General features: G+C 41.2%; 23 protein-coding genes. 8 read left to right on the top strand and 15 right to left on the bottom strand.

Going from position 1 to position 25,929, the window contains the following annotated elements:
• Window positions 1-105: 105 nt before the first annotated feature.
• Both BANVL01_RS17100 and BANVL01_RS17105 read right to left on the bottom strand, forming a co-directional pair.
• Window positions 106-1,338 (bottom strand): Zn-dependent hydrolase, encoded by a 1,233-nt coding sequence (locus BANVL01_RS17100; RefSeq protein WP_066095975.1) that lies wholly within the window; start codon window positions 1,336-1,338, stop codon window positions 106-108.
• 355 nt (window positions 1,339-1,693) lie between these two features.
• Window positions 1,694-2,575 carry a LysR family transcriptional regulator gene (locus BANVL01_RS17105; protein ID WP_066095968.1) on the bottom strand — a complete coding sequence of 294 codons (882 nt, stop codon included), beginning with the start codon at window positions 2,573-2,575 and terminating at the stop codon, window positions 1,694-1,696.
• Window positions 2,576-2,697: 122 nt separating this feature from the next.
• On the opposite strand from BANVL01_RS17105, the gene BANVL01_RS17110 reads away from it, so the two are divergent.
• Complete coding sequence (locus tag BANVL01_RS17110) at window positions 2,698-3,759, top strand: YeiH family protein (protein ID WP_066095965.1); 1,062 nt, start codon at window positions 2,698-2,700, stop codon at window positions 3,757-3,759.
• 74 nt (window positions 3,760-3,833) lie between these two features.
• Here BANVL01_RS17110 and BANVL01_RS17115 read toward each other — a convergent pair whose 3' ends face one another.
• The 6 genes from BANVL01_RS17115 to kynU form a co-directional block, all read right to left on the bottom strand.
• Window positions 3,834-4,553, bottom strand: a complete 720-nt coding sequence (locus tag BANVL01_RS17115; RefSeq protein WP_066095962.1) for a hypothetical protein — start codon at window positions 4,551-4,553, stop codon at window positions 3,834-3,836.
• Window positions 4,550-5,299, bottom strand: a complete 750-nt coding sequence (locus BANVL01_RS17120) for a hypothetical protein (RefSeq protein ID WP_066095959.1) — start codon at window positions 5,297-5,299, stop codon at window positions 4,550-4,552. The genes BANVL01_RS17115 and BANVL01_RS17120 overlap by 4 nt, the downstream gene beginning before the upstream one ends.
• Complete coding sequence (locus BANVL01_RS17125) at window positions 5,280-6,182, bottom strand: ABC transporter ATP-binding protein (RefSeq protein WP_066095957.1); 903 nt, start codon at window positions 6,180-6,182, stop codon at window positions 5,280-5,282. Before BANVL01_RS17125 ends, BANVL01_RS17120 begins: the two co-directional genes overlap by 20 nt.
• Window positions 6,179-6,559 (bottom strand): GntR family transcriptional regulator, encoded by a 381-nt coding sequence (locus BANVL01_RS17130; protein WP_066095954.1) that lies wholly within the window; start codon window positions 6,557-6,559, stop codon window positions 6,179-6,181. Before BANVL01_RS17130 ends, BANVL01_RS17125 begins: the two co-directional genes overlap by 4 nt.
• Before the next feature lie 157 nt (window positions 6,560-6,716).
• Entirely contained in the window at window positions 6,717-7,187 is a 471-nt protein-coding gene (locus BANVL01_RS17135; RefSeq protein ID WP_066097239.1) for a nucleoside deaminase, read from the bottom strand.
• A gap of 109 nt (window positions 7,188-7,296) precedes the next feature.
• Window positions 7,297-8,589, bottom strand: a complete 1,293-nt coding sequence (gene kynU / locus BANVL01_RS17140) for a kynureninase (protein ID WP_066095951.1) — start codon at window positions 8,587-8,589, stop codon at window positions 7,297-7,299.
• A 339-nt stretch (window positions 8,590-8,928) separates the two neighbouring features.
• On the opposite strand from kynU, the gene BANVL01_RS17145 reads away from it, so the two are divergent.
• Entirely contained in the window at window positions 8,929-10,176 is a 1,248-nt protein-coding gene (locus BANVL01_RS17145; RefSeq protein ID WP_066095948.1) for a GGDEF domain-containing protein, read from the top strand.
• Between the two features lie 127 nt (window positions 10,177-10,303).
• Here BANVL01_RS17145 and BANVL01_RS17150 read toward each other — a convergent pair whose 3' ends face one another.
• Window positions 10,304-10,894, bottom strand: coding sequence for a biotin transporter BioY (locus BANVL01_RS17150; protein ID WP_066095945.1), 591 nt, complete (start codon window positions 10,892-10,894; stop codon window positions 10,304-10,306).
• Window positions 10,895-11,208: 314 nt separating this feature from the next.
• Here BANVL01_RS17150 and BANVL01_RS17155 point away from each other — a divergent pair, with 314 nt between their 5' ends.
• Window positions 11,209-12,714 (top strand): sodium-dependent transporter, encoded by a 1,506-nt coding sequence (locus BANVL01_RS17155; protein ID WP_066095943.1) that lies wholly within the window; start codon window positions 11,209-11,211, stop codon window positions 12,712-12,714.
• Window position 12,715: 1 nt separating this feature from the next.
• Complete coding sequence (locus BANVL01_RS26840; RefSeq protein WP_082805039.1) at window positions 12,716-12,820, top strand: methionine/alanine import family NSS transporter small subunit; 105 nt, start codon at window positions 12,716-12,718, stop codon at window positions 12,818-12,820.
• A 176-nt stretch (window positions 12,821-12,996) separates the two neighbouring features.
• Here the strand turns inward: BANVL01_RS26840 and BANVL01_RS27850 are convergent, their stop codons facing one another.
• Window positions 12,997-13,161, bottom strand: a complete 165-nt coding sequence (locus BANVL01_RS27850) for a hypothetical protein (RefSeq protein ID WP_169803197.1) — start codon at window positions 13,159-13,161, stop codon at window positions 12,997-12,999.
• A 513-nt stretch (window positions 13,162-13,674) separates the two neighbouring features.
• On the opposite strand from BANVL01_RS27850, the gene BANVL01_RS17160 reads away from it, so the two are divergent.
• On the top strand, window positions 13,675-16,074 hold the full coding sequence (locus tag BANVL01_RS17160) for a M14 family metallopeptidase (protein ID WP_066148014.1): 2,400 nt from the start codon (window positions 13,675-13,677) through the stop codon (window positions 16,072-16,074).
• Window positions 16,075-16,172: 98 nt separating this feature from the next.
• Here the strand turns inward: BANVL01_RS17160 and BANVL01_RS17165 are convergent, their stop codons facing one another.
• Window positions 16,173-18,554, bottom strand: coding sequence for a M14 family zinc carboxypeptidase (locus BANVL01_RS17165; protein WP_066095939.1), 2,382 nt, complete (start codon window positions 18,552-18,554; stop codon window positions 16,173-16,175).
• Between the two features lie 422 nt (window positions 18,555-18,976).
• Between BANVL01_RS17165 and BANVL01_RS17170 the strand changes: the two genes are divergently transcribed.
• Window positions 18,977-19,513, top strand: a complete 537-nt coding sequence (locus BANVL01_RS17170) for a ribonuclease H-like YkuK family protein (RefSeq protein ID WP_066095936.1) — start codon at window positions 18,977-18,979, stop codon at window positions 19,511-19,513.
• Window positions 19,514-19,582: 69 nt separating this feature from the next.
• Here the strand turns inward: BANVL01_RS17170 and BANVL01_RS17175 are convergent, their stop codons facing one another.
• Genes BANVL01_RS17175 through BANVL01_RS17190 form a run of 4 tightly spaced genes read right to left on the bottom strand, consistent with a single transcriptional unit; the run spans window position 19,583 to window position 23,209 of the window.
• Window positions 19,583-20,539 (bottom strand): siderophore ABC transporter substrate-binding protein, encoded by a 957-nt coding sequence (locus BANVL01_RS17175; RefSeq protein WP_066095935.1) that lies wholly within the window; start codon window positions 20,537-20,539, stop codon window positions 19,583-19,585.
• Window positions 20,540-20,557: 18 nt separating this feature from the next.
• Entirely contained in the window at window positions 20,558-21,319 is a 762-nt protein-coding gene (locus tag BANVL01_RS17180; protein WP_066095933.1) for an iron ABC transporter ATP-binding protein, read from the bottom strand.
• Window positions 21,316-22,266 (bottom strand): iron chelate uptake ABC transporter family permease subunit, encoded by a 951-nt coding sequence (locus BANVL01_RS17185; protein ID WP_066095928.1) that lies wholly within the window; start codon window positions 22,264-22,266, stop codon window positions 21,316-21,318. Before BANVL01_RS17185 ends, BANVL01_RS17180 begins: the two co-directional genes overlap by 4 nt.
• Complete coding sequence (locus BANVL01_RS17190) at window positions 22,259-23,209, bottom strand: ABC transporter permease (RefSeq protein ID WP_066095924.1); 951 nt, start codon at window positions 23,207-23,209, stop codon at window positions 22,259-22,261. Before BANVL01_RS17190 ends, BANVL01_RS17185 begins: the two co-directional genes overlap by 8 nt.
• A 297-nt stretch (window positions 23,210-23,506) precedes the next feature.
• Between BANVL01_RS17190 and BANVL01_RS17195 the strand changes: the two genes are divergently transcribed.
• The gene (locus tag BANVL01_RS17195; protein WP_066095919.1) at window positions 23,507-25,156 is read left to right on the top strand and encodes a M20/M25/M40 family metallo-hydrolase; all 1,650 of its coding nucleotides are present in this window, start codon (window positions 23,507-23,509) and stop codon (window positions 25,154-25,156) included.
• A gap of 130 nt (window positions 25,157-25,286) precedes the next feature.
• Entirely contained in the window at window positions 25,287-25,772 is a 486-nt protein-coding gene (locus BANVL01_RS17200) for a guanine nucleotide exchange factor domain-containing protein (RefSeq protein WP_066095915.1), read from the top strand.
• The last annotated feature ends 157 nt before the right edge of the window (window positions 25,773-25,929 follow it).

A 25,929-nucleotide genomic window follows, 5' to 3' on the forward strand; every position in this document is an offset into this window, starting at 1 on the left:
ACCTTTGTTATCTGATTTACAACGAAGTTTTTGTAAAATACAGACTTCATTTCTCGAAAAAAGACTCCTTCGCAAGGCGAAAAAGTCTTTTTTCAAAAATTAATCTTATTTTGAGAGCAGTGTTAAGACCGTATCTAAAACAACATTTACACCCTTTTCACAATCTTCCCAAGTGGTTAGCTCTTCTTCACAATGGCTTTTTCCGTTGATACTTGGAACAAACAGCATTGCCGTTGGAACGAAGCTGGCAATGAATTGCGCATCATGGCCGGCACCGCTGACCATTCTTCGATTGGAATAGCCCAGCGACTTTGCCGATTCTTCAAGCAGATTGCAGATTTCCGGTTCGAACCAAACGGTATCCCGCTCCCATAATTTGGTCACTTTAACCTCACAGCCCTCATTGACCCCTAAATGCGGCAGACGTTGAACGAAGTCCTTATAGGTGCTAACGATTTCCGGATTCTTATGCCGTGCCTCCAGCGAAAAGATTACCTTATTGGGAATGACGGTATGGATACTCGGATACACATTCACCCTGCCAATAGTGAAGACTAATTCTTCATCTAACGCACTTAAGCGTTGGCGGATTTCATTGATTAAGTTATTAGTTGCAAACAGAGCATCTTTTCGCATGTTCATTGGGGTAGTACCGGCATGATCCGATTCCCCAGTTACTTCAATCTCAAAGCACGCCATCCCGACCACACATTCGACGACGCCAATAGAAAGTGCAACATTTTCTAAAATGGGGCCTTGTTCAATATGTAATTCTAGGAAGGCGGTCGCTTCTTTTAGACGGTTTTCGATCTCCCCTGCGTACCCGCTTGCTTGAAGGGCTTCCTCAAAGGTAACTCCTTCAGCATCTTTCTTTTTCAACATAACGGACTTGTCAAATTTCCCAGAGAGTACACCTGAGGCCATCATCGAAGGTTCGAATCTTGCTCCCTCTTCATTGGTAAAATTCACGATCGTAATTGGAATCCGCGGCTTGATGTCATTTTCCACTAGCGTTCTAACCACTTCTAAACCTGTTACTACACCGAGCACGCCGTCAAAGCGGCCGCCCTTTTTTACCGAGTCCAGGTGGGAACCAATTAGGATTGGAGGTTTATTTTCGCTGCCCTCAAGGGTGGCATACATGCAGCCCATATCATCGACCGTCACCGTCATTCCTAATTCCTCGCAGCAGGAACGGAAGTAATCCCTTACCTTGCAATCCTGTTCAGATAATGACAACCGGGTGACCCCATTGTTTTCTGTCCGACCATAATCGGCAAATTGTTCCAGTGTCTGCTTCAGTCTTTCTCCGTTAATCAATAGCTTTTGTTTTTGCATGATTAAACACTCCCTTTTAAAAATGAGATTACGAACGTTTTTAATGTGTGTTTATAAATCTCATGGAGTTGAAAAGCAGAAATTCTGTTTGTCAGTAACGGTTACGACTCTACTTTGGTAAACCGTCCCATTCCCACAATCATCTTATTATAAAATTTGCAAAAATATTCAGTCATTTTAATTATATAACACTTCCACTAGCTGTCACTAGACAAAACATCAAATCCTTCGGGGAGATTGTTTTATATATTGTATGATTCACAGCCTGGCCCAACGGGGATACATTTCCTACATCGAATGAACCTATTGGCAGTGAATGGTAGATTTTCTAATAAAGTACTGCTTTATTTTTTCATTAAGCTAGGTATCCTCTTAATGTTTCAATAAATGTCGTCAAAGCTTTTGTCTGATAGGAAGTATGAGTCAGGATTGAAAAATTCCGTTTAAAAGGCAGTCCCTGCACATTAATCAATCCAATGTAGCCATTGGTTAATTCCTTCTTAATCGCCCAACGGGACAATAAACTGATCCCAAGCCCCGCTTCCACCGATTCCTTAATCAGCTGTGTGCTTCCGAATTCGAGGATTTTTTTCGGGATAAAATCATACATCCGAAAAAGATTTTCAGCAGCCTCCCGTGTCCCTGAGCCCTCTTCCCTTAGAATCCATGTTTCTTCCGCTAAATCAGACATTCTTTTATCCCGTTTCTCTGTCAATAAATGATGTCCGAGCGGGGCAACAATAAACATTTTATCTTCAGATACGACTTCCGAATTTAATGTATCTTCTTTAAAGAATCCTTCAATGATGCCAATATCCAATTGATGCATTTTCACCAGCTCAATGATTTCCTTTGTATTTTGGATCTTGATGGATGGGCTGATGAGAGGGTATTGCTCCTGCATCCTGGCAATTATATGCGGCAGGATATATTCACCAAATGTATAGCTCGCGCCAATGGCAATCGGACCGCTCGCCTTATTGGTCAGGTCATCGACCAGTGACTGCATTTTTGTATAAAGCGCCAAAATTTCTTTTGCGTGATGATAAACAATCTCTCCGGCCTTATTGAGGCGCACATACTTATTACTTCTCTCTAGCAGCCTTGTGCCGATGGATTCTTCTAAGGTTCTGATATACTGGCTGACGGCAGGCTGCGTCATATGCAGTTCCTCCGCCGCTTTCGAAAAATTCTCCTTTTCGACGACCTTTACAAAAACTGCTAAATGCTGAACCATCGTTTTGCACCTTACCCTTTTTATTTATATACATTTACTTATCATCCCTATTATATATCTTTATTTTCCTTATGTATAAAACAGGAGTATGCTGAGGATAGAAAAAAACTGAGGTGATTTGAATGGGGAGCCAAAGTGCTAGAACTTTATCTGTGAATGAACAGGCTGAGCAGCAGCAAAAACAGCCAAAACCAAAACCCTCCGCAGGATTATGGTTATCTGGAATCGCGTTTACCGTTGTGATTGCGGCATTCGGTTATGCATTATCAAAGGTCCCTGGCTTTGATCGTGTTGGCCCGCTTGCTTGTGCCATCGTGATTGCGGTTATTTACCGGCAATTTCTCGGTTATCCGGAAAAAATCCGTGCGGGAATCCAATTTTCCTCGAAACGTTTTTTACGTTTTGCAATTATTTTATACGGCTTAAAACTGAATATCGATATTGTGCTCCATCAAGGACTGGGACTGCTTGCACGCGATCTTGGTGTCATTGCCTTTGCGATATTATTTACTGTTTGGCTTGGAAAATTGCTGAAAGCGGAATCTTCCCTCGTTATGCTTTTAGGCGTCGGTACAGGTGTATGCGGGGCAGCGGCAATTGCAGCCGTTTCGCCAATCATTAAAGCAAAGGATGAAGATACCGCCATTGGTGTAGGAATTATAGCGTTAGTTGGGACCATTTTTTCGATTACGTATACCATCCTGCGCCCTTTCCTTCCATTATCGGCGATTGATTATGGCATCTGGAGCGGGATTAGTCTTCACGAAATTGCCCATGTAGCTTTAGCCGGAGCTCCAGCAGGTCCGGATGGGTTAGCGATTGCCTTACTGGCCAAATTAGGCCGAGTCCTGCTGCTTATTCCATTATGCTTCATTCTTATGTATTGGGTAAAAAGAAAAAGTGCTGGAAAGGCCGGGGATACGAAAATTGAATTTCCATGGTTTCTGATTGGGTTTATTTTAATGAGCTTGTTTGGAAGTTATGTGCTTGGCAAATCGATTCCGGTTTCGAAAGCGGCCATGGATGGGATTGCAAATGCAACAACCTTTATTTTAACCACCGCTATGGTCGGTCTTGGTTTGAATGTAAGCTTGCGTGATCTCCGGACAAAAGCAGCACGGCCTTTGATAGCCATGTTAATTACGTCTGTCATCCTTTCAATCGCTGCGTATTTTATTGCCTAAAAATCGTGTAAGTTTAGTTGTTTAATAGCTATGTGAAGAGGAAACAGGAGTACCTGTTTCCTCTTTTCTATTGCCTACTCAACAAATTGAATGTCTTGATTCGATTGGTCGAGCAGTTCAAGGTCTTTCGGGATGCGCAGGTAGAGAATGCTTTGTCCGTGTGTAATGTCGGTATCATGGTCGAATAAGGATGCTTCTCCTGTAAACTGGCTGACGGAAAACGGGCTTGAAAATTCTGTAAATGCCAGTTTACTTGCCTTTGGATTCTTGATTGTTAAACTGTCCCCCGTTAGTGTCAAGCCAGGGGGATTTGCTAGTTCTGATATTTCCATCCCATTCACACTTGAACTTGTTTTATAAAATACAGCTTCAAGCGTGCCATCATTGGTCTGTTTCCGCTCGACAATGATGGAAATATTTTGGTATTCATCATTATCAAAGGCTATTGAAAGCTTTTTCCCTGTTACAGTAAATTGCCATTGCTTACGGATCAATTTTTTGTCAACCTGATTGATTTTCCCCTCCTTTACTGCTTCATATAAATTTAAGCTTTCACTTTCCAATTCCCCGCTATCCACCTTTTCCCGCCCTTCCACTATTTTAGCGGGTTGAATAGCTGCCAACACCACACAAATCAAAAGGATCGCTACATATCCGCTGAAAATCCACAGAACACGATGGCTGTATGAAATTTTTCCTTTCCGATTTATTGTTCTTTTCATCGCTTTTGTCGATAAAACCACAATACCGATGATAATCATTGCCGTAATAAGAAGCGGTATCATCCCTATCATGACCGGACCTCCATTCTATTCGATAATGCAAAGGCAAAAGAAATAAGCAGGCCCGCCGTAACAATGACTTTTATCAAAAACAATGTTAATGATGGTTCCATAAAGAAAAAATTAAATCCCTTTGCGATCACTCCTTCATTTCCTCTAAGACCATCAAAAATTAATCCCCCGAAAAACGCTGCCGGTATCAAAACCGCAAATACCTTATTAATCTGAACTAATGTTCCAATTAAATAACCGAGCGCACAAAATAGGAAGATGTAGAGAAATGTAGAGAATGAGCCTAAGAAAAACTCGTTTGGAGCCGACATGACTGACGTGCTTTTTAAAGATACGTCACTAATTAAATAATAAACAATCACTTTAATTAAATACGTAGATAACATCGATGTAATTCCGCCAATGATACTAGCGGTTAATAAGAATACTATATTAGACAAATTACTGCTGGCTCGATTGGTAACAAAGACAAAGTCATCATTTCGATACGCCTTCGTTGTTATGATGATGGCGGTAATAAATCCCCACAGCATCGTAAAGGCCACCACCATTACAGCCGAGAAATATTTGATTTCTATTTGAAAACTTCCCTCACTTGAACCCAAACCCCCAACACCATTCATGGAAAAGAGGACGGCCAACAATTGAATGAAAATCAGCGACATGAAAACCTGACTGTAAGCCTTCAGCTTATAAAGATACTGCTTTTTCACAACATCCACCATACTAACCTTTGTTAAAGACATCATCGATTCCCCCTTTCGTTTTGCTAGTTAAATAGACACAAAGGTCACTGGAAGTAACCGGCGTAAGTTCGAGTCCTGCGATACGGGCTTTTTGCCATTCTGACTCAGAAAAATCATTCCTGACCACCACATACGACTGATCGAAACCAACACTTTTTGTATAAATAAGTTCTTTGTTTTGTGTCCATTCATCGACAATCGCCGTCTTCCCTTGAAGCCCAATACCCCATTCCTTTAAGTCAGCGATCGGCAGATGAAGCAGTTCTTTCCCATCTTTCATAAGGAGAATGTCTTCGAGCAAATCCTCAATCTCATTCAAATGATGGCTCGAAATGATAATAGTTCTTGGGTGGGCAAGATAGTCCTTAAGTAAAGCACGATAAAAATCCTTTCGGACCGCTGCATCCATCCCTGATGTCGGTTCATCAAAAAGGGTTAATGGCACTCTGGCGGCCAATCCAAAAATGACGTTAAACGTGCTTTTCATTCCCTTAGATAATCCGTTATGATGCTGCAATGGGTTGAGGGAGAAATATTCTAAGAGTCGGTTCGCCAAATCATGGTCCCAATTTTCATAGAAGCTCGCTGCTGTCTCCAATATTTCTTTAAGATTTAAGGAAGTCGGAAGATTCATTTGATCATGAATAAAAATAACATTCGCCGATACCAGCAGATTGTTAAACGGATTTTCCGAAAAAACCGTTAGTTCCCCGGAGGTTTCTTTTAAAAAGCCAGCAATGATTTTTAGTAAGGTTGTTTTCCCGGCACCATTCCGGCCAATGAGTCCAGTAATTTTATTTTCTTCAATATTGCAGCTAAGATTGTTTAACGCCTTTGCCCCGCCATATACTTTCGTCAGTCCGCGGCATTCGATTACAGTCATTGCTCTGTCCCCCCTATGTCAGCCGTTTTGATCATGTCGATTAATTCCTCTTTGCTTACTTGAAGCCGTCCCGCTTCCAATACAATTTCCTGTACAAGCCGCTTCAATGTTTGGTTTTTCCGTTTGTTCAAAATCATTTCTTTAGCGTTGCCCGTGACAAACATCCCAAGTCCGCGCTTTTTCATTAAAATTTGTTCATCCGCCAAAATGTTCAGCCCCTTTGCCGCCGTTGCCGGGTTAATATTAAAAATCTCTGCAAGCTGATACTGAGAGTAAATTTTTTGTTCACTTGCAACATTTCCATTTAAAATCTCGTTCTCCAGCCACTCTGAAATTTGGACATAAATCGGCTTCGTCCCGTCCAGATTAAGAATCAATCTTTTCACCCCTTCCCTGATATAGTGCATTAGTGATGTAATGTAGTATATCATAATTGGTAATGATAAACAATTGGACTTTTTTATTATTTTTTAAAAAACAAAAAAGGCCCTTCCCTGGGGCAATCCTGCACCAAGGTCAGAGCCTTATGAAACATTAATAATTCTTTTTGTTCGTTTTGTGTATCCAGGCATTAAATGGCATATAGGTATTGCTTGGGACGATTCGTTTCATTGGAATACTTCGTTTGTCCATTGGTAAGGCAAGTTGTTTGTATATAAAGAGGTCGTCAAACCCAATCTGTGCTGCGTCTCTATTTGTACAGGCATAATAAACTGCTTTTAGTCTGGACCAATAGATGGCTCCTAAACACATTGGACATGGTTCACAGCTTGAATAGACCTCACAATCTTTTAATTCATGACTATTCAAATACCGGCATGCAGCCCGAATCGCCTGCATCTCAGCATGTGCCGAAGGATCGATATTGGCCACCACTTGGTTACGGCCGACCGCAATAATCTGCCCGTTTTTTACGATAACCGCACCAAATGGCCCGCCCCTATTAGTTACAACATTATCAAGAGCAAGATCTACCGCTGCCTTCATAAACATTTCTTGGCTCATCTTCTTCCCCCAGTCCATTAAGACATTTCTCCTTCATATCAGGTTATTCCTAAATTTAGGAAGGGGGAATTGTACATCATCTTCAAGCATCTTGTATGACAGATTATCTTTATGCAACAACTTCCCGTTCGTTGCTGAATTTTTTGTATTGTTCTTCTATCATGATGGTTTTTAGGATTTGCACCGTCTTCCATATGTCATGATAGCTGGTATAGAGGGCAATCGGGGCTAAACGGATGACGTTGGGCGCACGGAAATCCGGTGTTACCTTATTTTCTTTTAACGCCTTGCAGATTCGCGCTGCTTCAAGATGTTCAAGGCTGACATGCCCTCCTCTAAAGCGGTCATCCATTGGATTTGTGATGGAAAACCCCAAATCCCGCAGCTCAAAGTCAATCAGCTCCATCATATACCGGGTTAGACTTAACGATTTTCTGCGAATATTTTCGATACCTGCTTCTTGAAAAATTTCTAACGAGCCCAAAATTGGTGCTAAGCTTAATATGTGTGGCGTGCCAATTTGGAAGGCACCTGCTGTTGCAGCAGGTGTGAGGACATGCTCCATATCAAATTGCTTTTCCTTTTTCGAACCAAACCATCCTGCCAGACCCGGTTCAGGAAGAATCCCAAGCTGCTTTTCATGAACGAAAAGTCCCCCGACACTGCCTGGGCCGCCATTCAAATATTTATAATTGCACCACACCGCAAAGTCCACTCCCCAATCGTGCAGTTCATGTGGCATCAGCCCAATGGAATGGGCAAGATCAAAACCAATGATGATTCCCCGCTTTTGGGCTTTATGCGTCAAGAGCTCCATATCAAGGAGCTGGCCACTGCGGTAGAGCACGGATGGCAGGAAAATAATGGCCACTTCATCCGTCATCGCCGCGATAATGTCTTCCTCGTTGAGTGTTCGGCCATCCCTGCTTTTCACACGGATGAGATCTTCAACTGGGTCAAGATTCTTTAACCTCAGCTGACTTTGAAGGGCGTAAATATCCGACGGGAAAGTTAACTCGTCCGCTAAAATTTTCTTTCTCTTTCCTTCAGGCTTATAAAAGGTTGCAATTAACTGGTGAATATTGACGGTAATCGAGCCCGTCGCCATCACTTCTTCTTCCTTAGCACCAACTAAAGGTGCAAGCATTCCTGCCATTTTTTCAGATAAGGAAAACCAAGGCTGCTTCCCGCCCAGCCAGCCATCAATTCCAAACCTCTTCCAGTCTTCAAGGGAATTTAACAGCGTTTCCTCTGCCCGTTTCGATAATAGACCTAATGAATTTCCATCCATATAATAATGATCCTTTTGAAGGTAAAATTCGTCGCGAAACTTAGTTAATTCTGCTTTTTCATCCAGTGATATTGCATAGGCTTCTGAAGCATCCAGTAAAGACTCCTCCATCGTTAACAATCATCCCTTCATCTATCGGATTGGCAAATGCAGGTGCAGTCAGCAGTAAACTTGGAAATACAATCTTATTTTTATAAAAAAACAACCGCACCTCACATTATTGCTATTAACATAGTATAAAACATAATCCTGCTGAACGGCATTAATTGTCTAATCATTCTGAATTTCATTTGTAGATTTTTTCAAGCAACTAATGATTTTGAAAAAAGTAGTTTGTTATTTTCAGGAAATTTTGTACAATAGAAGTATGGACAGGTCCATCTTTGTAATTTTTTTAAATTCGATATAGTTACCTACTTTAAGATGATACTAGGAAGTGAATGGAGCGTTATGTTGAAAACTAGGATTTACGAATTATCGTTATTTTTTACTTCCGTGGCCATAGCTTTTTTCTCATCAAATATTTTGACAGACAACACCAGCTTTATCGTAGCCTTAATTGTATTCTGGTTTTTCTCCAGTCTATACTTTCGCCTTCGGGTATTCTTTAAAAATGGCAATACCAATATTGAATATGGAATCAGCTATGATTTATCTCTAATTTTATTTGCCGGTCCGTTGGGCTTGTTCATCTTTGAGTCCCTTTATCGATTTACTGTTTATTTTTATCGAAAGTGGACAAAGGCGGCTGACCCAAATGAGTTTTTCGATACTTTTTACAACATTGGCTCCTTTGTTATTACAAACTCGATTGCTTATTTTTTATTCCAGCACTTTTATTCAAGTTTCCAATCCTTCCCCTTTGGCTATTGGATTCTGTTATTTGGATTAGTTTGTCTTTCTTCCTATTTATCAGGTGCGATCATGTTGATTTTATTTGTTACTTTAGGAGAACAAAAATCATTTAAAGAGGGCATCGATTTTATTTTTCGAGACATAAGTTTACTTGACTACGGAAAAGTGGCTATCACGAACGGTCTATTATTTCTTTTCCTTCGAGACGGAAAATGGGAAATGATTATCAGCCTATTTATCTTAAATTATATTGTTAACCTCTCGTTCTATTCAAAATCCCAAAGTATTCAAAATAAGCTGGAGCGGGACCAGTTTGAACAAATGGCCTATACGGACTTTTTGACAGGCGTCTCCAATCGCACCTTCATGGATAAAAAGTTGGCAGAGTTAAATCAAACTGGGGAGGATATCGGTATTGTCCTTGCCGACATCGATAAATTTAAAGGAATTAATGATAACTACAATCATGCCGTCGGAGATAAAGTAATCCAGCATTTTGCCGCAACGTTAAAAAGCTATCTAGGTCAAGAGGATTATCTTTTTAGAAGCGGCGGTGAAGAATTTACGCTTTGTCTTAGAAACAGAAATTTTAACCAGACCTTGGATTTGATCAACAGGATGCTTGGCGGGATTGCAAATAATTCCGTACAAGTAGAGTATAACGGGGAAATGACGACTATTTCCTACACAGCATCGTTCGGGCTCTATTTCTATAAAGTGAATGAACACACCTCAATGGAAAAAGCCTATATCCAGGCCGACGAACTAATGCTCCAATCCAAACAGCTTGGAAAAAACCAAGTATCCGCCCTCAACGGCCTATTAAACAAAAAAGTGGTATAACCAGAAATTTATGGTTATGCCACTTTTTTGTTTGCGTTAATTGGGTGTCAGACACCACAAAAAGACATTTGTCCGTCTCCAGTGGACACTGTCTTATTAAAGTGCCTGACACCCTTTTTGATACTAGTTAGGAAACGCGTTTTAATTGTTTGAATTGGCCTTTTGATAGGACGGTTTTTTCTAGCCGGTGGGCCATTATTCCTGCAAATACGGCTAGGATTATATCCTTTGGCATCGGGGGAACCATCCAGAGCCATGCCATTTTATATGTAAAGCCATCAGGTGCCGCAGTCCAAAATTTATACGCAAAATACATCCAATTTGTTCCGAAGAGATAGTTGACGACCAAGCCGATTACAGCTGCAATGATAAAAGCTGGCACAGTTTTTTTCTTTTCCACCACTCTCCCAATGATAAATGCAACTAAAATAAATGAAATAATAAAGCCAAATGTGGGATCTATAACCATAAATGGTCCTGATTTTAATTTTGCAAAAACAGGTACCCCCACCAAACCAACTAACATATAAACGATCATCGCAATGGAACCTAAACGACTTCCCAATATTGCCCCAGCTAATATAGCAAAAAATGTTTGGAGTGTGATTGGTACCGTGCCTACCATCATAAACGGAGCCACTGAGGTTATGTTAGCTCCAATCGCCATAAGTGCCACGAACATACCAACCAGTGTTATATCAAGTGCCCTTAACTTCATTCTTTTCAATCTCCTATCCCAAAATAAATTGTCATAAATATAAAATAAATGGTTTGTGGATGTATTGTCAACTATAAACTAATTTTGGTTAACAATAGATTTTTCTATTTTAATTAATAGGCTATCTTAAAGTGAAAACCCACAATTTTCCCACATCCTTAATGGTTACTCACCGCGTGTTCCCCTTTGGCAAAAATTTTAATAGGATTAATTATTCAAAAGAGTTTGACATCGGCCGGTAAAGTCTTTATATTAGAATAATAATTTAATTATCTGAATCTTATAAAAAGATATACTACTTAGGAGGAACATTTATGGAGAATCGTCAGCAGTGGGGCTCTAGATACGGATTTATCATGGCAGCAGTGGGGTCCGCAGTTGGATTAGGGAATATATGGCGGTTCCCAGCCGTTGCCTATGAAAATGGCGGAGGTGCCTTTTTCTTACCCTATTTATTTGCACTTTTAACCGCGGGAATACCGATTTTGATTTTGGAATTCACGATTGGTCACAAATACCGAGGTTCAGCACCACTTTCCTTCTTCCGGATTAGCAAAAAAGCGGAATGGCTTGGCTGGTGGCAAGTATTAATCTCGTTTGTTATTTGTACCTATTACGCAGTTATTATCTCCTGGGCCGTTAAATACACTATCTATTCAGTTGGCACCCAGTGGGGAGCAAAACCTGATAAATTTTTATTTGGAAAAGTTTTAAAGGTATCTGAAACACCTGGAGATATCGGCAGTTTAGTTCCAGGCGTCGTTATTCCTTTGCTTTTTGTATGGGCCGTTACGCTTTTCGTTCTTTACAGGGGTGTATCAAGAGGAATTGAAAAACTGAACAAGATTTTCATTCCAACTCTAGTCATTATGTTCTTGATCATCGTTATACGTGCGTTATCACTTGACGGTGCTGCTGATGGATTAAACGCCTTCTTTAAGCCGAACTGGGATAAAATTTTGGACGGAAAAGTTTGGGTTGCCGCCTACGGACAAATCTTCTTCTCATTATCAATTGGATTTGCCATTATGCTAACGTATTCCAGCTATCTGCCAAAAAAATCGGATATCAATAATAATGCCTTTATCACCGGTTTTGCCAACTCTGGATTTGAATTACTTGCTGGTATCGGGGTATTTGCTGCTTTAGGATTTATGGCAAAACAACAGGGTGTACCAATTGATCAAGTGGTTAGCAGTGGAATTGGCCTTGCGTTCGTTGTTTTCCCAAGCATTATTAATGAATTTCCTGGATGGAATGGACTATTTGGAATATTATTCTTCCTTTCGCTTGTTTTTGCTGGAATGACATCGCTGATTTCGATTGTTGAAACCTTTGTCGCCGGGGTTCAAGATAAGTTTAATATCTCGCGGACAAAAGCTGTTTTAGCCGGCGGCTTGACTGCCACTGTTATCTCATTACTCTTTGCCACAAACGGCGGGTTGTATTTGCTTGATATTGTAGATTATTTCATCAATAACTTCGGTGTTGCTCTTGCGGGATTAGTGGAAATTATCTTGATGGCATGGTTCTTTAAAGGATTAACTGGTTTACAAAAGCATGCCAACGAAATTTCCGATTTTCGCACGGGTGCTTGGTGGAAATTCTGCCTCGCAATCCTTACACCACTTGTTCTTGGTTACATGATGTTTGATAACATCCGTCAGAACCTTGCGAAAAATTACGAGGGTTACCCAACCAGCCTGATAGTGTTCGCAGGAGTAGTTGTTGCCGCAGTTGTTATCTTAGTTGCTGTCCTCCTGCCCCTTAAGAGATGGAAAGCCAATGCCAATGCCGAAGATAAAAAGGGGGTCGCCTAGCATGTCAGGTAGCGCAATAACCATGATGGTTGTAGGAATTGTTATTATATGGGGTGGTTTAGTAGCCAGCGTCCTCAACGTGGTCAGAGTATCAAAAAAATCATAACCACCCGTAAAAACAAAAAAGGATTGAGCACTACTTAAAGCTCAGTCCTTTTTTACGTTAAACCGGAGTGGCACTAACCGCCCTTCACAGTGTCCACCCCGCACGGACAAATGTCCACGGACGGTGCCTGACACCCAATTGATTGCCCCCCCAATGACACCCCAATGATTAACATCCTATTTATCTTTTATACGGCAGTTTTTGCAGACTTTGATGGTTTGGTTTGTTTCTGTTTTGTATGGATAGAGCAATTTTATTCTTGTTCTTTCACAAAGTGGACATGTACCCCGTCCATTTTGCGGCAGGTAGCTGATGGTTTTCCCCCGATTTCTTTTTGCCATTTTCATCCATCCTAATCGATAATAAATTCCTTTCTTTATTAAATGTTGGACTGGCAGAAAGAATGATAGGCATTTAATGGTTTTTTGGATAAAAACAATAAAAGTGCTGGAACTAGACAGTTTTTATTATCAAAAAGTTTCTGCCTACTTGATCCACCGAAATATTTTTCTACTACCTTTACATTTTTCCTTTTCCAAAAATCTGCATAAAGCAACAATATTATACAAAAATCAACACTCTCAAACCAACACCCAATTTACGGAAGGTATTGTGAAATAAAGTCTAGCAATTCCAAACCTCAAAAATAAATAGAATTTCGAATTGTTATAGGTCTTTTAAAATAGGTGATACTCCCTATTTTTTAATCTACTAATATAAAGTTCAACATTATCTTACTAAAATTTTTGTTGGAAGAATTTTAGTAGCTCTCCGATTTTACGTCGAATTATTGTGAATATTCAGTATAAAATAAGTTTGTACAAAATTTGATGAAAATTTGGGGGTGCAGTTTTTTGACAAAAAAGAAAAAGCTGAAATGGAAAAGGAGTTTAATGGTTATGACTGCCATAACCGGACTGGGTTTCTCCACATTTTACCCTGGTCTAAGTATTCCAACTGCAGCGGTTGAACAGCCTGACCAGCCGCTGCCTGCCGAGGAATCTGTCTCAATTGTTCAACTAGAAGTACCGAATGATCAGGCCAAGGACAAGCTTCTTGAGCTCGGCATTGACCTTACCCACAATATCGAACAGCACGACGGTGTCTATGAAGTGGATGCCGTAGTCACACCATCTGAAATTGCGATGTTAAAGACTTTTGGAATCAATGTTAAGGATACGCTAATCACTGAAAATGAATGGAACACACGTGTAGCAGAACGGCAATCTGCAGTTCAACTTCAAGCTAGTTTGGCAGCTTCTGAGGATACACTTAAGGTGCTACGGGCAAATCATTTTACTAATCAATCTGCCACATTCCTGTATCTTGAAGTGAAATCAAGTGCCGGAGCGACAGCAAGCACAGCACTTAAAGCAACTTGGACCGAAGACGGAGTTGAAAAATCAGCCACACTTTCTAGATTCGTTGATTACGGAGAATATATCTATCACTATTTGATGGTGCCAGTAACCGCAATACCTACATCTGTCAAAATTGATAGTAACCTAGGCGGAAACGCAACGAGTTTCGTAACGGAATGGCTGGTGAAAGAGCCGAAACATCCAAAAACAGATTATGTCACGGACTTTGTTGACCACTATATGGCACCAAATGAATTATATGAACGTGCCGAAAAACTAGCAAAAGAATTTCCGAAATTAGTAGAAATCATTGATATGCCGAACAAAACAAACGGATACAGGCGTCTTGCCCAGGCAACGATTGGCAGCACTACGAATGCCTCAGTAGTCGTTTCCTCAAAAGCATGGGGCCATGAGGGCGGAAACGATGTATCGGTAGAATTCGAGAATCCTGTAACCAATAATTCACCACTAAAAGGGACGGTGGATGGTAAAAAGATTATAGTAGATTTAGCTACAAATTCAGCGGGCACGGTCACTAGTACAGCCGCGCAAGTGGTAAGTGCATTAAATTCCAATGCCGGTCAGCATATCACCGCGACTACATATCGCGGTAATGCTGGAACAGGTGTTGTCGCAGCGGCTACTGTAAAATTAACAGATAATCTCAAAGCACCTGCAGATGTTTCTCGTGATCCTTTCACGGTAAAAGCCATCCGGATAGGCAAGCATCGTGACGGTTCCAAACCAGGTGTCCTAGGATACGCACAGGAGCATGCCCGTGAGTGGGTAACACCGCTTGTGACCATTGAAACAGCTGAACGGCTGCTTCGCAACTATTCCAATGATAGCGAAACTAGAAAACTTGTTGACAACCTGGATATTTTCCTTGTTCCGTCGGTAAACCCTGATGGTGCCAATTACAGCTTTAATGATTACAATATTCAGCGTAAAAACATGACCAATCACTGTGGTCCAACTGCCTCTGACCCTGGGAACCGTAATGCCTGGGGAGTTGACCTTAACCGCAACCATTCTGTAGGTTCAGTGTTTGATGGCTATATTGGCGGCGGTACAAGTTGTACGGGTGAAACCTATGCCGGACCTTTTGAAAACTCCGAGCCAGAAGCTAGAAACCTTGTCTGGCTTGCCGACAACAATCCGAACATCAAGTTCGCGATGAATATTCATAGCTATGGCGGCTACTTCATGTGGTCACCTGGTGCTTACGATGCTAAGCGTGTAACATTACCTCGTCCGACAGCAGGTCAGGAAGCCTTCTATTGGGCAGCATCTGACCTCATGTTAAACGACATTCAAGACCATCGCGGAACGGTCATTCTGCCAAGCCGTACCGGTCCGATTCCGGATGTATTGTACTCTGCTGCGGGTAATTCGGCAGACTACCTCTGGTATGAAAAAGGGATTTATGCCTGGAACTTCGAAGTTGGTGCTGATTTATGGAATAAAGATACGAAGAGGTGGCAGGCAGTTGGATTCCAGCCTGCGTTTGCAGAGGGACATGAAGAGGCAATGGAATTTTCCAACGGGTTGATTGGCTTAATTAAAGTAGCCTACAACAGTTCAAAAGACCATCAGCCACCTTCCTCAAAAGCATCACCTGGAAACGGTAAATACACTGGTCCAGTTGAGGTTAAGATTGAAACAAGCGAGCCTGCTACCGTCTTTTATACACTTGATGGCAGCCGCCCAACTTTCCAATCTAAGAAAATCCAATTAAGCGGAACCCGTGAATTTGAAGAAACATTAAAGATTGATAAAACAACAACGATTAATTATTTTGCAGTTGATGCAGCCGGAAACATTGAGAAAAATTATAATCCGCTTGGCAATGGCAAGAACTATAACTCTGTAACAATTACTATTAAGTAAGAACAGGAAAAGGGTTGATCCTCTGGGTTCAACCTTTTTATTTTTCAATAAAATCACAAAAGCCCGGCTCTATATAGAACCAGGCTTTTGGAACATATTTATTTTTCAAAAATTGCATTGGATAGCAGACGGAATAGGTAATCTGTATGGTCACGGAAGCCCGCTTCCAGACCAATTAAAGTTACATCCTTATCCTGCTCTTTAACCATCACAGCTTGGCCTTTAGCGTTTATGTTATTTCTCCAGTGTCCGGCCTGGAAGAAATCATTAGAGTTTGCATATCGAGCAACTACCTTATCATTTCCGGTATTGGTGTACCATGTTGGTCGGTAGACAAATCCGATATCGTCCTGTCCATAGCCGCCTGTTAGACCGGTTCCTTCGTAATCAACCTTGACAATTCCGTTGCTGTCGGAACCGCCAACATTTATCGTGTCATCCGTAAGTCCCAGCGTTTTGGTTGCCTGTGAAGCACTTCCGCCTACGGCGATATATTTACCGCCTTGAGCAACAAAGCTGCTAATATTCGCTTTTAGCTTGGCTACTTGAGCCGAATCTTGGAGACCGAATTCTTTGCTTGATGCACTTGTGATAACCGTAATCAGGCTGGATGAGCCGCTGTAAACAAACACATCAAACCCATTTAAGCCTTTTTCCGCTACTTCAACCGGTGTCAACTCTGTCACTTGGAAGCCCAATCTCTTTAAGGAGAGCTTTGTTCCGCTATGGGATTGAACTTTACTAATGCCGCCATCCTTTAGAATTGCCACTTTTAAGCTGGATAATTGCGCAGCATCTGCTGGAATCTTCGCGGTCGATTCAATTTGCAGGCCTGATTCCTTTACAGCAGCTGAAATTTTATTGGCTGCCGCATCTGTGTAAAAATTGCCTTTCGAATCGCGTTTTATCGAAACTCCTTGTTGCAGTAAAGTATTTACTAGCTTAACAGATTGAACGGAACTGTTTGTAATCAAGAATGGACCCTTACCGGATACAGACCCCTGCTCCGAAATCTTGTTCACCTTGTTTGTCGTTACATCAACAGAACTTTGTGTCGGAATCGCCTCAAATCCCCAAAGCTCAGGCAGGCTCCATGCTGAAATATCATACATCGCGTTAATATCGTTGGTGATATCCTCTCCGTCCCACAGCATAGTGTTTGCTAATCCGGCTTTTGCCTGGTCCATTTTTACGATAAATGTACCTTTCGGATAAGATTTTCCATCCACTACAAATGCTTTCGGAGCTTGGACGACTTCAATATCGTTATTGAGTAAATGATTAACGGCCTTATGTGTGACAGTTGGATCTTTCTCATCCACCGGAAGAATATACGCTTTAGGGAAGAAACCGTCCTTATGGAAAGGATGATCAAAATTAATCCCGCGCTTAAACATTTCAATTTGGTCGGTAATCATCGCCTGCTTGTTCTCTGTCGCATAATTAAGCGCACCAATGATAGCGTTGTACATCCAGCGTACGCCATTCCAATCATTTGTTGGTGTTTCTAATGTATGACCGTAAGCCCCGTGATACATCGCGTACATTGGCGTAAAGATTGGCGGGTAGTCATCCCAGCCATCCTTGTCATTCCGCTGTGGAATATAAACGCCTTGCATATTTTTATATAGGGTGCTATCTGTAAATTTATCTTTTTCTTTCATGATGTTAGCTTCCATCGCCTCAGCCTGCTTGTAAGCCCACTTGTTGTACAGGTCATACTCGTAGTTTGGATTATGCGGCGGCGTACAAGGTTCAATTAAGCCCTGTCGGTTTGGTGCGTAGTTTTTCACATATCCATGCGTATCAAGAAATACCATCGGGTTCCATTCTTTAATGAGATCAACGGTTTCTCTTGTTTCTGGCTGGGATTGGGTGATAAAATCACGGTTCAAGTCAATACCCTCGCCGTTAAAACGGGTAGCATCCACACGTCCGTCAGGATTTTGCACGACATTGAAAATGAGAATGTTATTTTCTAGTATATTTTTCGTTTCTTGGTCATTCTCGGTGGCGAAGCGTTCAATTAGCTGCAGGATAGCATCCGTTCCTGCAAATTCGGTCCCATGGATGGAACCATTGATCATAATTGGCACTTTAAAGTCTGGATTATTAGCAATCCAATCTTGAGCTTTCCCTGGGTTTTTAAACATTTGTTTTCTGAGTGATTGAATTTTCCCAAACTTGCCATGCGAACCAGGATCGGCAATCGTTACGACATAAAGTGGATTTCCATCCGCAGATGTTCCACGAACTTCCACTTTAATGCGATTCGATTGTTTCTCAATTGCTTTCAGCTTTGAACCAATTTGCGAGAATTTCACAAAGTCATAGTTTTCACTATTAAACTTACTTCCATCCTGTTCTTCATATACATTGACGTTTGTCCATTTTGGCCCCTCTGCAAATCCCACGGTCCATGGTACACTTGTTAACAAACCTACGGCCAAGAGGCCTGCTACCGCTTTCTTCTTTTTCATCATTAACCCCCACTAATGTATTTTTATTAATTTTAACGCATTTTTATTAGTCACTTTTATTTTAATAAGAAAACTATTAGAATACCATCCTACCTTTCTCCCAAACATTCACCAAAAGTAAGACATTCTTGGGAAAAAGGTAACGAAAAATCCACACACTACCATTCTATGAACAAAATTCTTTATTATTACATTTAAAATAGGATAAATGGTGTCAGGCACCACAAAAAGACATTTGTCCACCTGTGGCGGACATACATGAATAGTGCCTGATACTATGGTTATTTTGGTGTCAGTTTTTGCAGACTTTGAAGTACTAATCCTTTCAAGGGCTGCACGACTATAATCCACTTTCCATAAGATAGGTATAAGAATTGAGAAATAAACCTTTAAAATGGAAGGGAAAGATGTGGTGCTTCAATATGAAAAAATCTCAGGATTACCACCATTCGTTTCAAAACCTTCAGGAGAATGGAATGTCGTTTGAACAGGTCTTGGAACGGATTGTTACATTCATGAATCTAAATCCAAGCGGGCACTACCGCTTAATGGTTGGCACTGATTCTCAGGTCCATAAATCACAGACCATTTTTATCACTGGAATTGTGATTCAAAATAAGGGCAACGGAGTATGGGCGTGTATAAGAAAGGTGAATGTCCCAAGAAGAATGACCCATTTGCACGAGCGGATCTCCCTTGAACTTTCGTTAACAGAAGAGGTCGTTTCCTTGTTCACGGAGGAAAGAAAAAGTGAACTGATCAATATTGTTCTTCCCTACCTATACCAAGGTGCAACCTTCACAATGGAGGGGCATATCGACATCGGGGCAGGCAAACGTAACAAAACAAGGGAATTTGTAAAAGAAATGGTAACAAGAATAGAATCCATGGGAGTCGAACCAAAAATCAAACCAAACGCCTTCGTCGCCTCAAGCTACGCGAACCGTTACACAAAATAAGGGTGTCAAAATAAGGGTGTCAGGCACCATGTGAAATTTTCACATGGTGCCTGACACCCTTTCCTTCATCTATAATGCGGCTTCTATTTCTTTGGCCATTACTTTCATGGATTTTAAGCCGCCGCCGCTTAGGTACCAAGCGTCAGCGTCTAGGTAGACGACCTTATCATTTTTATAAGCTGCTGTTTTCTTTACTAGTTCATTTTCAATGATTTCTTTTGCGCCAACTTCTCCTCCTACGGCCGTTGCGCGGTCAATGACAAATAATACGTCTGGATTTTTCTCCATAATGTATTCAAACGTTACGCTTTGACCATGGGTAGAAACTTCAATCTTCTTATCGGCAGCGCCGAATCCAAATACATCATGAATGATTCCAAAACGGGAGCTTGGGCCATAGGCACTCACTTTTCCTTCGTTCGCCAACAAAATAAGGCCTTTTTGGTCGAGTCCAGACGCCTTTTTATTTACCTTTTCAACGGTCGCTTTAATGTCTTCTAATTCACCGGTCACCTTGTCTTCTTTTCCAAAAATTTTGCCTACTAAGTTCATGTTTTTCTCAAAGGAGTCCATATAATTTGCATAATCAATGTCCACATATACCGTTGGTGCAATTTCTGCAAATTGATCATATAATTCCGCTTGACGCGTCGAGATAAAAATAACATCTGGTTTCAAAGCATGAACTGCCTCGAAATCCGGTTCTTTTAAACTTCCGACATTCGTATATTTTTTATCGGCATATTTTTTCAGATAAGAAGGAACCGTTGCTTGTGGGACACCTGTGACATCGATACCTAACTCATCTAGGGTATCTAAGATCCCAAAATCGAACACAACCACTTTCTTAGGGTCTTTCCCAACTACTGCCTCACCGTATTTATGCTTAATCGTCAGTTTCTCTGCCGTTTCCTTAGTATCTGTTGAAGCCGTTTTCGACTGGCCTTCCTCTTTTGAAGTACCCCCGCAGGCAGCTAATACGAAAATCATGCTAAAAATCAATCCTAATAAACTCCACTTTCTCATCATCTATCCCTCTTTCTTTTATGAATTAAAATAAACACAGATCCTACAGTTATCCATTTCTCGAATCGGAATATCCATGTCGTAAATCTCGCTTAATGCCTCGGACTGAATAATCTCCTCTGTCGGTCCATCCTTCACGACCTTTCCATCCTTCATCGCGACAATCCGATCCGAATAAACCGAAGCAAAGTTAATATCATGCAAGACGATGACGACGGTTTTTCCTAGTTCATCCACCAACCGGCGTAAGATTTTCATAATTTGAACAGAGTGCTTCATATCCAAATTATTCAGCGGTTCATCCAGCAAAATGTAGTCGGTATCTTGGGCAATCACCATCGCGATAAAGGCACGCTGCCGCTGACCGCCAGATAATTCATCTAAAAAGCTGTCCTCCATTTCAGTTAGGTGCATATATTCGAGCGATTGCTCGACAATCCGTTCATCTTCTTCCGTTAACCGTCCCTTTGAGTAGGGAAAGCGCCCGAAGGAAACAAGCTCACGAATCGTCAGACGGACATTCATGTGATTCGACTGCTTTAAGATTGAAACCCTTTTAGCAAACTCCTGTGACTTCATCCTGCGGACATCAGCGTTATCGACAAGCACTTCGCCCGTATCAGCATCAAGCAGCCGGCTGACCATCGACAACAGTGTGGATTTCCCCGCACCATTTGGTCCAATAAAGGAAGTAATTTTACCAGGTTGAATATCCACCGAAACCTCTTCGACAACCGGCTTTTTCCCATAAAACTTCGACAACGACCTCACTTGAATCATCCAGTCTTCCTCTCCTTTAATAATAAATAGATGAAATAGACACCGCCGATAAAGTTAATGATAACGCTCAAGGTCGTCGAAAACGTAAAGACCCGTTCGACCACCCATTGCCCGCCGACAAGAGCAATTATACTCATGATAACGGAACCGCTAATGAGCACCCTGTGTTTGTGTGTTTTAAAAAATTGGTACGACAGGTTGGCAACAATTAAACCAAAAAAAGTAATCGGTCCAACTAATGCCGTCGAAATCGAAATGAAAATCGCGACAATTACCAGCATTTTTTTCACAATCGAATCATAGGGAACGCCTAGATTAATCGCCATCTCCCTGCCAAGTGATAACACATCAAGATATTTTAAATAACGCCAAGCATAAATAGCCACAAGCCCAATGATAACAAGGGCCAGCCACACTAAATCAGCGTTAATATTATTAAAACTCGCAAACATCCGGTCTTGGACAATCTGAAACTCATTCGGGTCAATCAGCACTTGGAAAAACGTCGAAATACTTGAGAAGAATGTTCCAACGATGATTCCAACCAGCAATAAGAAATAAATCGACTGTCCGCCTTTTTTAAATAAAAACCGATATAACAAAAGGGCAAACAAAACCATTACAACAGCAGAAAGAAGAAAATTCACTTGTTTATTGACAACAATCATGTGACCGGAACCGAGGAAGAAGATAATCAATGTTTGTAATAACAGATAAAGAGAATCCAGGCCCATTATGCTCGGCGTTAATATTCGGTTATGGGTAATTGTCTGAAAAACAACGGTGGCATAAGCGATAGTAAAGCCTGTTATCACCATTGCCATCACTTTTATCGCTCTTCTCGGCAGCGCATAATCAAAACTGCCATTTAAATCATGAAATAAGTACAGCGCACAGCACCCTGCCGCGATTAAGACAAGACTGGCTATTTTCATCGAATTACGCATAGGCTTTCCTCCTAAAAAGAAGGATTAAGAAGATCCCGCTGCCAATAACTCCAACCATGAGACTGATTGAAATCTCATACGGGTAGATGATGACACGCCCCAAAATATCACAAACCAGCAAAAAGATGGCTCCTGCCAAGGCAGTATGAGGTAATGTTTTTTGTAAATGATCCCCTTTGAAGATCGAGATGATATTCGGAATGATTAAACCAAGGAATGGGATAACTCCGACGGTTAAGACAACTGTTGCCGTAATCAGGGCGACCAATCCCAGCCCGATATTCACAACCCTGCGGTAGCCAAGACCCAAATTTTTCGAAAAGTCTTCGCCCATGCCCGCTACGGTAAAGCGGTTGGCATATAAATAGGCTATTATTAAGATTGGAATACTTATGTATAGCAGCTCATAACGACCTTTCATAATCATCGAAAAATCCCCCTGCAGCCATGCCGACATATTTTGAATGACATCAGCACGATAGGCGAAAAAGGTTGTCACAGAGGACAAAATATTTCCAAACATCAGCCCGACCAGCGGAATAAAAATCGCATCTTTAAACTTAATCCGGTCGAGAATCTGCATGAATAAAAAGGTTCCGCCAAGCGCAAAAAGAAAAGCAACCGCCATTTTCTCAAGCATCGATGCGTTTGCAAACAATAACATTGCAACCAGGATTCCAAGCCGTGTGGCATCCAAGGTTCCGGCCGTTGTCGGTGAAACAAATTTGTTCCGGCTGAGCTGCTGCATAATCAAACCAGCAATACTCATCCCCGCACCGGCCAGTAAAATCGCAACAAGTCGCGGCATGCGGCTGATTAGGAATATCTGCGTTTCTTCTGATTGAAAGTCTAATAGGTCCAATGGTGATAGACTGCTAACACCAACAAACAAAGAAACCCCTGATAAAATAAGTAACACAACTAGTAGATATCGTTTCTTCATGACTGTCTCCAATATTTCCATTTTTCCAGCATTATAGATGAAATTGAAAATCATTATCATTTGCTTATTAACTTGATTATACCATTGGAAAGGTTTACGTCAACAGTTAATTGAGAATTTCTATCAATTGGAAGCAGGAGGCATAAAAAGCGGGGGCACCAATAAAAATGTTACACCTTATAACCGCTAAAATTGATGAGGAACTTTTCTTTTTTCCACACTCAAGATAGTGGTTGCCTACCTTCCAACTTTCCCCTTATACTTAAGTGGAGAAATTTGGTTATAAGGAGAAACCCTATGTTTTCAAACCTTCAATTTTTAGAAACGGCACAGCAGGCAGAATATTTGACGCGGGAACTAATCAAGCTGAAAAGCTATAACGGGACGAATGGGGAAAATCTGAAGGCACAGTATTTATTGGATGTGATTCACTCGTTTCCTTATTTCCAACAACATCGCGAGCATGCTTGGACAAAACCGATTGAACACTACGAGCTCGAGCGCAAAAATGTCTTTGCCTTTGTCAAAGCTGCAAACGGAACCAAAAAAACGATCATTTTTCATGCTCATATCGATACAGTGGGAACTGAAGATTTTGGCTCTTTGCAGGCTATCTCCCATGATACCGATGCACTCCAAGCCTATTTTGCAGGCTATAGCGCCGATCAGGATGTTAAGCAAGATGCACTGTCAGGTGAGTGGCTGTTTGGCCGAGGCTCGCTTGATATGCAAAGCGGCATTGCTGTTCATCTCGTCAACCTCCTTTATTTTTCAAGATATCCCGAAGAATTAAACGGGAATTTGCTGGTGATGTTTAATCCTGACGAAGAAAGCCAGCACGTGGGGATGCGTAGTGCACTAACCGAGTTAAAGAGATTAAGAGAAGAACACTCCTTGGAATTTACGGCTGCGATTAATGACGATTTCATTACGCCCTTATATGAAGGGGACGAAAATAAATACATTTATACAGGTGTGGCCGGAAAGCTGCTCCCGTGTTTTTATATTTTCGGCAGGGAGGCACATGTCGGTGAGAGTGTTTCCACCATCGATCCAACTATTATAGCCTCTGCCCTCAATCTGAAAATTGCCCAAAACCTTCAGCTTGTCGAAAAAATTGAAGGCGAACTGGTCCTGCCTCCTAGTTGTTTATTTCTAAGGGATGATAAAAAAAGCTATGATGTGCAAACAGCCATAAGCAGTAGGCTCTATTTTAATTACTTTGTTTACGAAAAAACTCCCAAACAGGTTATCAACGAGCTGCTCGGCATCACCAAGCAAATCTGTACTGAACAGACAGAAAGACAGAAAAATACCTATCAGCAATTCTGCCATGTAAACGCTATCCCAGCTAAACAGCTTGATTGGACAATCGAGGTTACTAGTTTAGAGGATTATATTCATTATCTGGACAACTTGAACTTACATCCTAATGAGGCTATTCAGGAAACTTACAAAAAATATAACCGTGCAGACCTTGATGATCGGATGCTGGCTTTTCAGATTGTTGAGGTCTTGCAAAACTTAGATCCGGAGAAAAAACCGCGCGTGATTGTATTTTATGCCCCGCCTTTCCTGCCTTCAAACTATATTGAGGAGGACAACCCGATATATTCGAAGGTTAAGGCAGAATTGGAAAAAGAAGCATTACTAGTAAACGAACGATTTCAATTAAAGAAATACTTCCCTTATTTATCGGATGGAAGTTTCATGACCTTTAATGGGCCAGAAGCGGAAATGATTTCTTTGAAAAATAACTTTCCTGCTATGAATCAGTTATTTCCGTTACCGCTCGAGGCAATGAAGGAACTGAGCATTCCTTCTATTAATATCGGTGTATATGGAAAAAACGGGCACAATTGGACCGAGCGCGTCTACAAGCCTTATAGCTTTGGAGTCCTGCCAAGACTCATTCGAAACGTAACAAAAAATTTACTAGCTGATTGAATGAGCTAGTTAGCAAAGGACTCTTCCCTTAAGGGGAGGAGTCCTTTTTCAATATGAAAAAAATTATTATTTTTCCAGCACATATTGGACTTCCTGCACCTCATAAATTGGGCAATAGGAGGTGAAAGGAGTGAAAAAAGCGTTAGCAGCCATTGTTTTTCCGATGATTTTTTTATTGGCAGGATGCCTGGGCGGCGACCCTGTGAAAGACGACTTACTTAACTATGTGAACAAAGAAATGAAACAGGCTGTTAAATTGGAAGCGGCTGCTATCTCTGCCTATGAGGGGGTTGCAGGGGCCAATTATCAGGATGATCAAACGATGTACGATGCATTAACGAAAGTGGTAATTCCGAATTACAATGAATTTATTAAAGAGCTTGACTCGGTTTCAATCGAAACAGATGAGGTAAAGGAAATCCACGAGATTTTTATTACGGGGGCAGACATCCAGTTTAAAGCCTTTGGAAAAGTTAAGCAAGCACTAGAAGATCAGGATGCTGCTCTAATTGAAGAGGCCAACGATATGTTTGCTGACGCCCGAAAACAAATTCGTGATTACAAAAGTAAGCTGGATAAACTTGCAAAGAAACATGAGGTAAAAATTGAAAAATAGACTCCCAATCCGATCAATTTTTTTTAAAAAAGTGAACATGGTGATTTCAAAAAACAATCCATCCTTTGTCAGCAAAATGAGGGTGGATTATTTTTTTCCTTATTCTAAGCTGGCTGCTGCATTATCACAATTTGGTTTCCGTCATTTTACATGGTCC

This window comes from Neobacillus novalis NBRC 102450, from assembly GCF_001591805.1.
GTDB lineage: Bacteria > Bacillota > Bacilli > Bacillales > Cytobacillaceae > Neobacillus > Neobacillus novalis.

Coding starts and splice junctions, on each gene's coding strand:
- BANVL01_RS17100 (WP_066095975.1), bottom strand. CDS start 1,338: ATGCAAAAACAAAAGCTATTGATTAACGGAGAAAGACTGAAGCAGACA.
- BANVL01_RS17105 (WP_066095968.1), bottom strand. CDS start 2,575: ATGGTTCAGCATTTAGCAGTTTTTGTAAAGGTCGTCGAAAAGGAGAAT.
- BANVL01_RS17110 (WP_066095965.1), top strand. CDS start 2,698: ATGGGGAGCCAAAGTGCTAGAACTTTATCTGTGAATGAACAGGCTGAG.
- BANVL01_RS17115 (WP_066095962.1), bottom strand. CDS start 4,553: ATGATAGGGATGATACCGCTTCTTATTACGGCAATGATTATCATCGGT.
- BANVL01_RS17120 (WP_066095959.1), bottom strand. CDS start 5,299: ATGTCTTTAACAAAGGTTAGTATGGTGGATGTTGTGAAAAAGCAGTAT.
- BANVL01_RS17125 (WP_066095957.1), bottom strand. CDS start 6,182: ATGACTGTAATCGAATGCCGCGGACTGACGAAAGTATATGGCGGGGCA.
- BANVL01_RS17135 (WP_066097239.1), bottom strand. CDS start 7,187: ATGAGCCAAGAAATGTTTATGAAGGCAGCGGTAGATCTTGCTCTTGAT.
- kynU (WP_066095951.1), bottom strand. CDS start 8,589: ATGGAGGAGTCTTTACTGGATGCTTCAGAAGCCTATGCAATATCACTG.
- BANVL01_RS17145 (WP_066095948.1), top strand. CDS start 8,929: ATGTTGAAAACTAGGATTTACGAATTATCGTTATTTTTTACTTCCGTG.
- BANVL01_RS17150 (WP_066095945.1), bottom strand. CDS start 10,894: ATGAAGTTAAGGGCACTTGATATAACACTGGTTGGTATGTTCGTGGCA.
- BANVL01_RS17155 (WP_066095943.1), top strand. CDS start 11,209: ATGGAGAATCGTCAGCAGTGGGGCTCTAGATACGGATTTATCATGGCA.
- BANVL01_RS26840 (WP_082805039.1), top strand. CDS start 12,716: ATGTCAGGTAGCGCAATAACCATGATGGTTGTAGGAATTGTTATTATA.
- BANVL01_RS27850 (WP_169803197.1), bottom strand. CDS start 13,161: ATGGCAAAAAGAAATCGGGGGAAAACCATCAGCTACCTGCCGCAAAAT.
- BANVL01_RS17165 (WP_066095939.1), bottom strand. CDS start 18,554: ATGAAAAAGAAGAAAGCGGTAGCAGGCCTCTTGGCCGTAGGTTTGTTA.
- BANVL01_RS17170 (WP_066095936.1), top strand. CDS start 18,977: ATGAAAAAATCTCAGGATTACCACCATTCGTTTCAAAACCTTCAGGAG.
- BANVL01_RS17175 (WP_066095935.1), bottom strand. CDS start 20,539: ATGAGAAAGTGGAGTTTATTAGGATTGATTTTTAGCATGATTTTCGTA.
- BANVL01_RS17180 (WP_066095933.1), bottom strand. CDS start 21,319: ATGATTCAAGTGAGGTCGTTGTCGAAGTTTTATGGGAAAAAGCCGGTT.
- BANVL01_RS17185 (WP_066095928.1), bottom strand. CDS start 22,266: ATGCGTAATTCGATGAAAATAGCCAGTCTTGTCTTAATCGCGGCAGGG.
- BANVL01_RS17190 (WP_066095924.1), bottom strand. CDS start 23,209: ATGAAGAAACGATATCTACTAGTTGTGTTACTTATTTTATCAGGGGTT.
- BANVL01_RS17195 (WP_066095919.1), top strand. CDS start 23,507: ATGTTTTCAAACCTTCAATTTTTAGAAACGGCACAGCAGGCAGAATAT.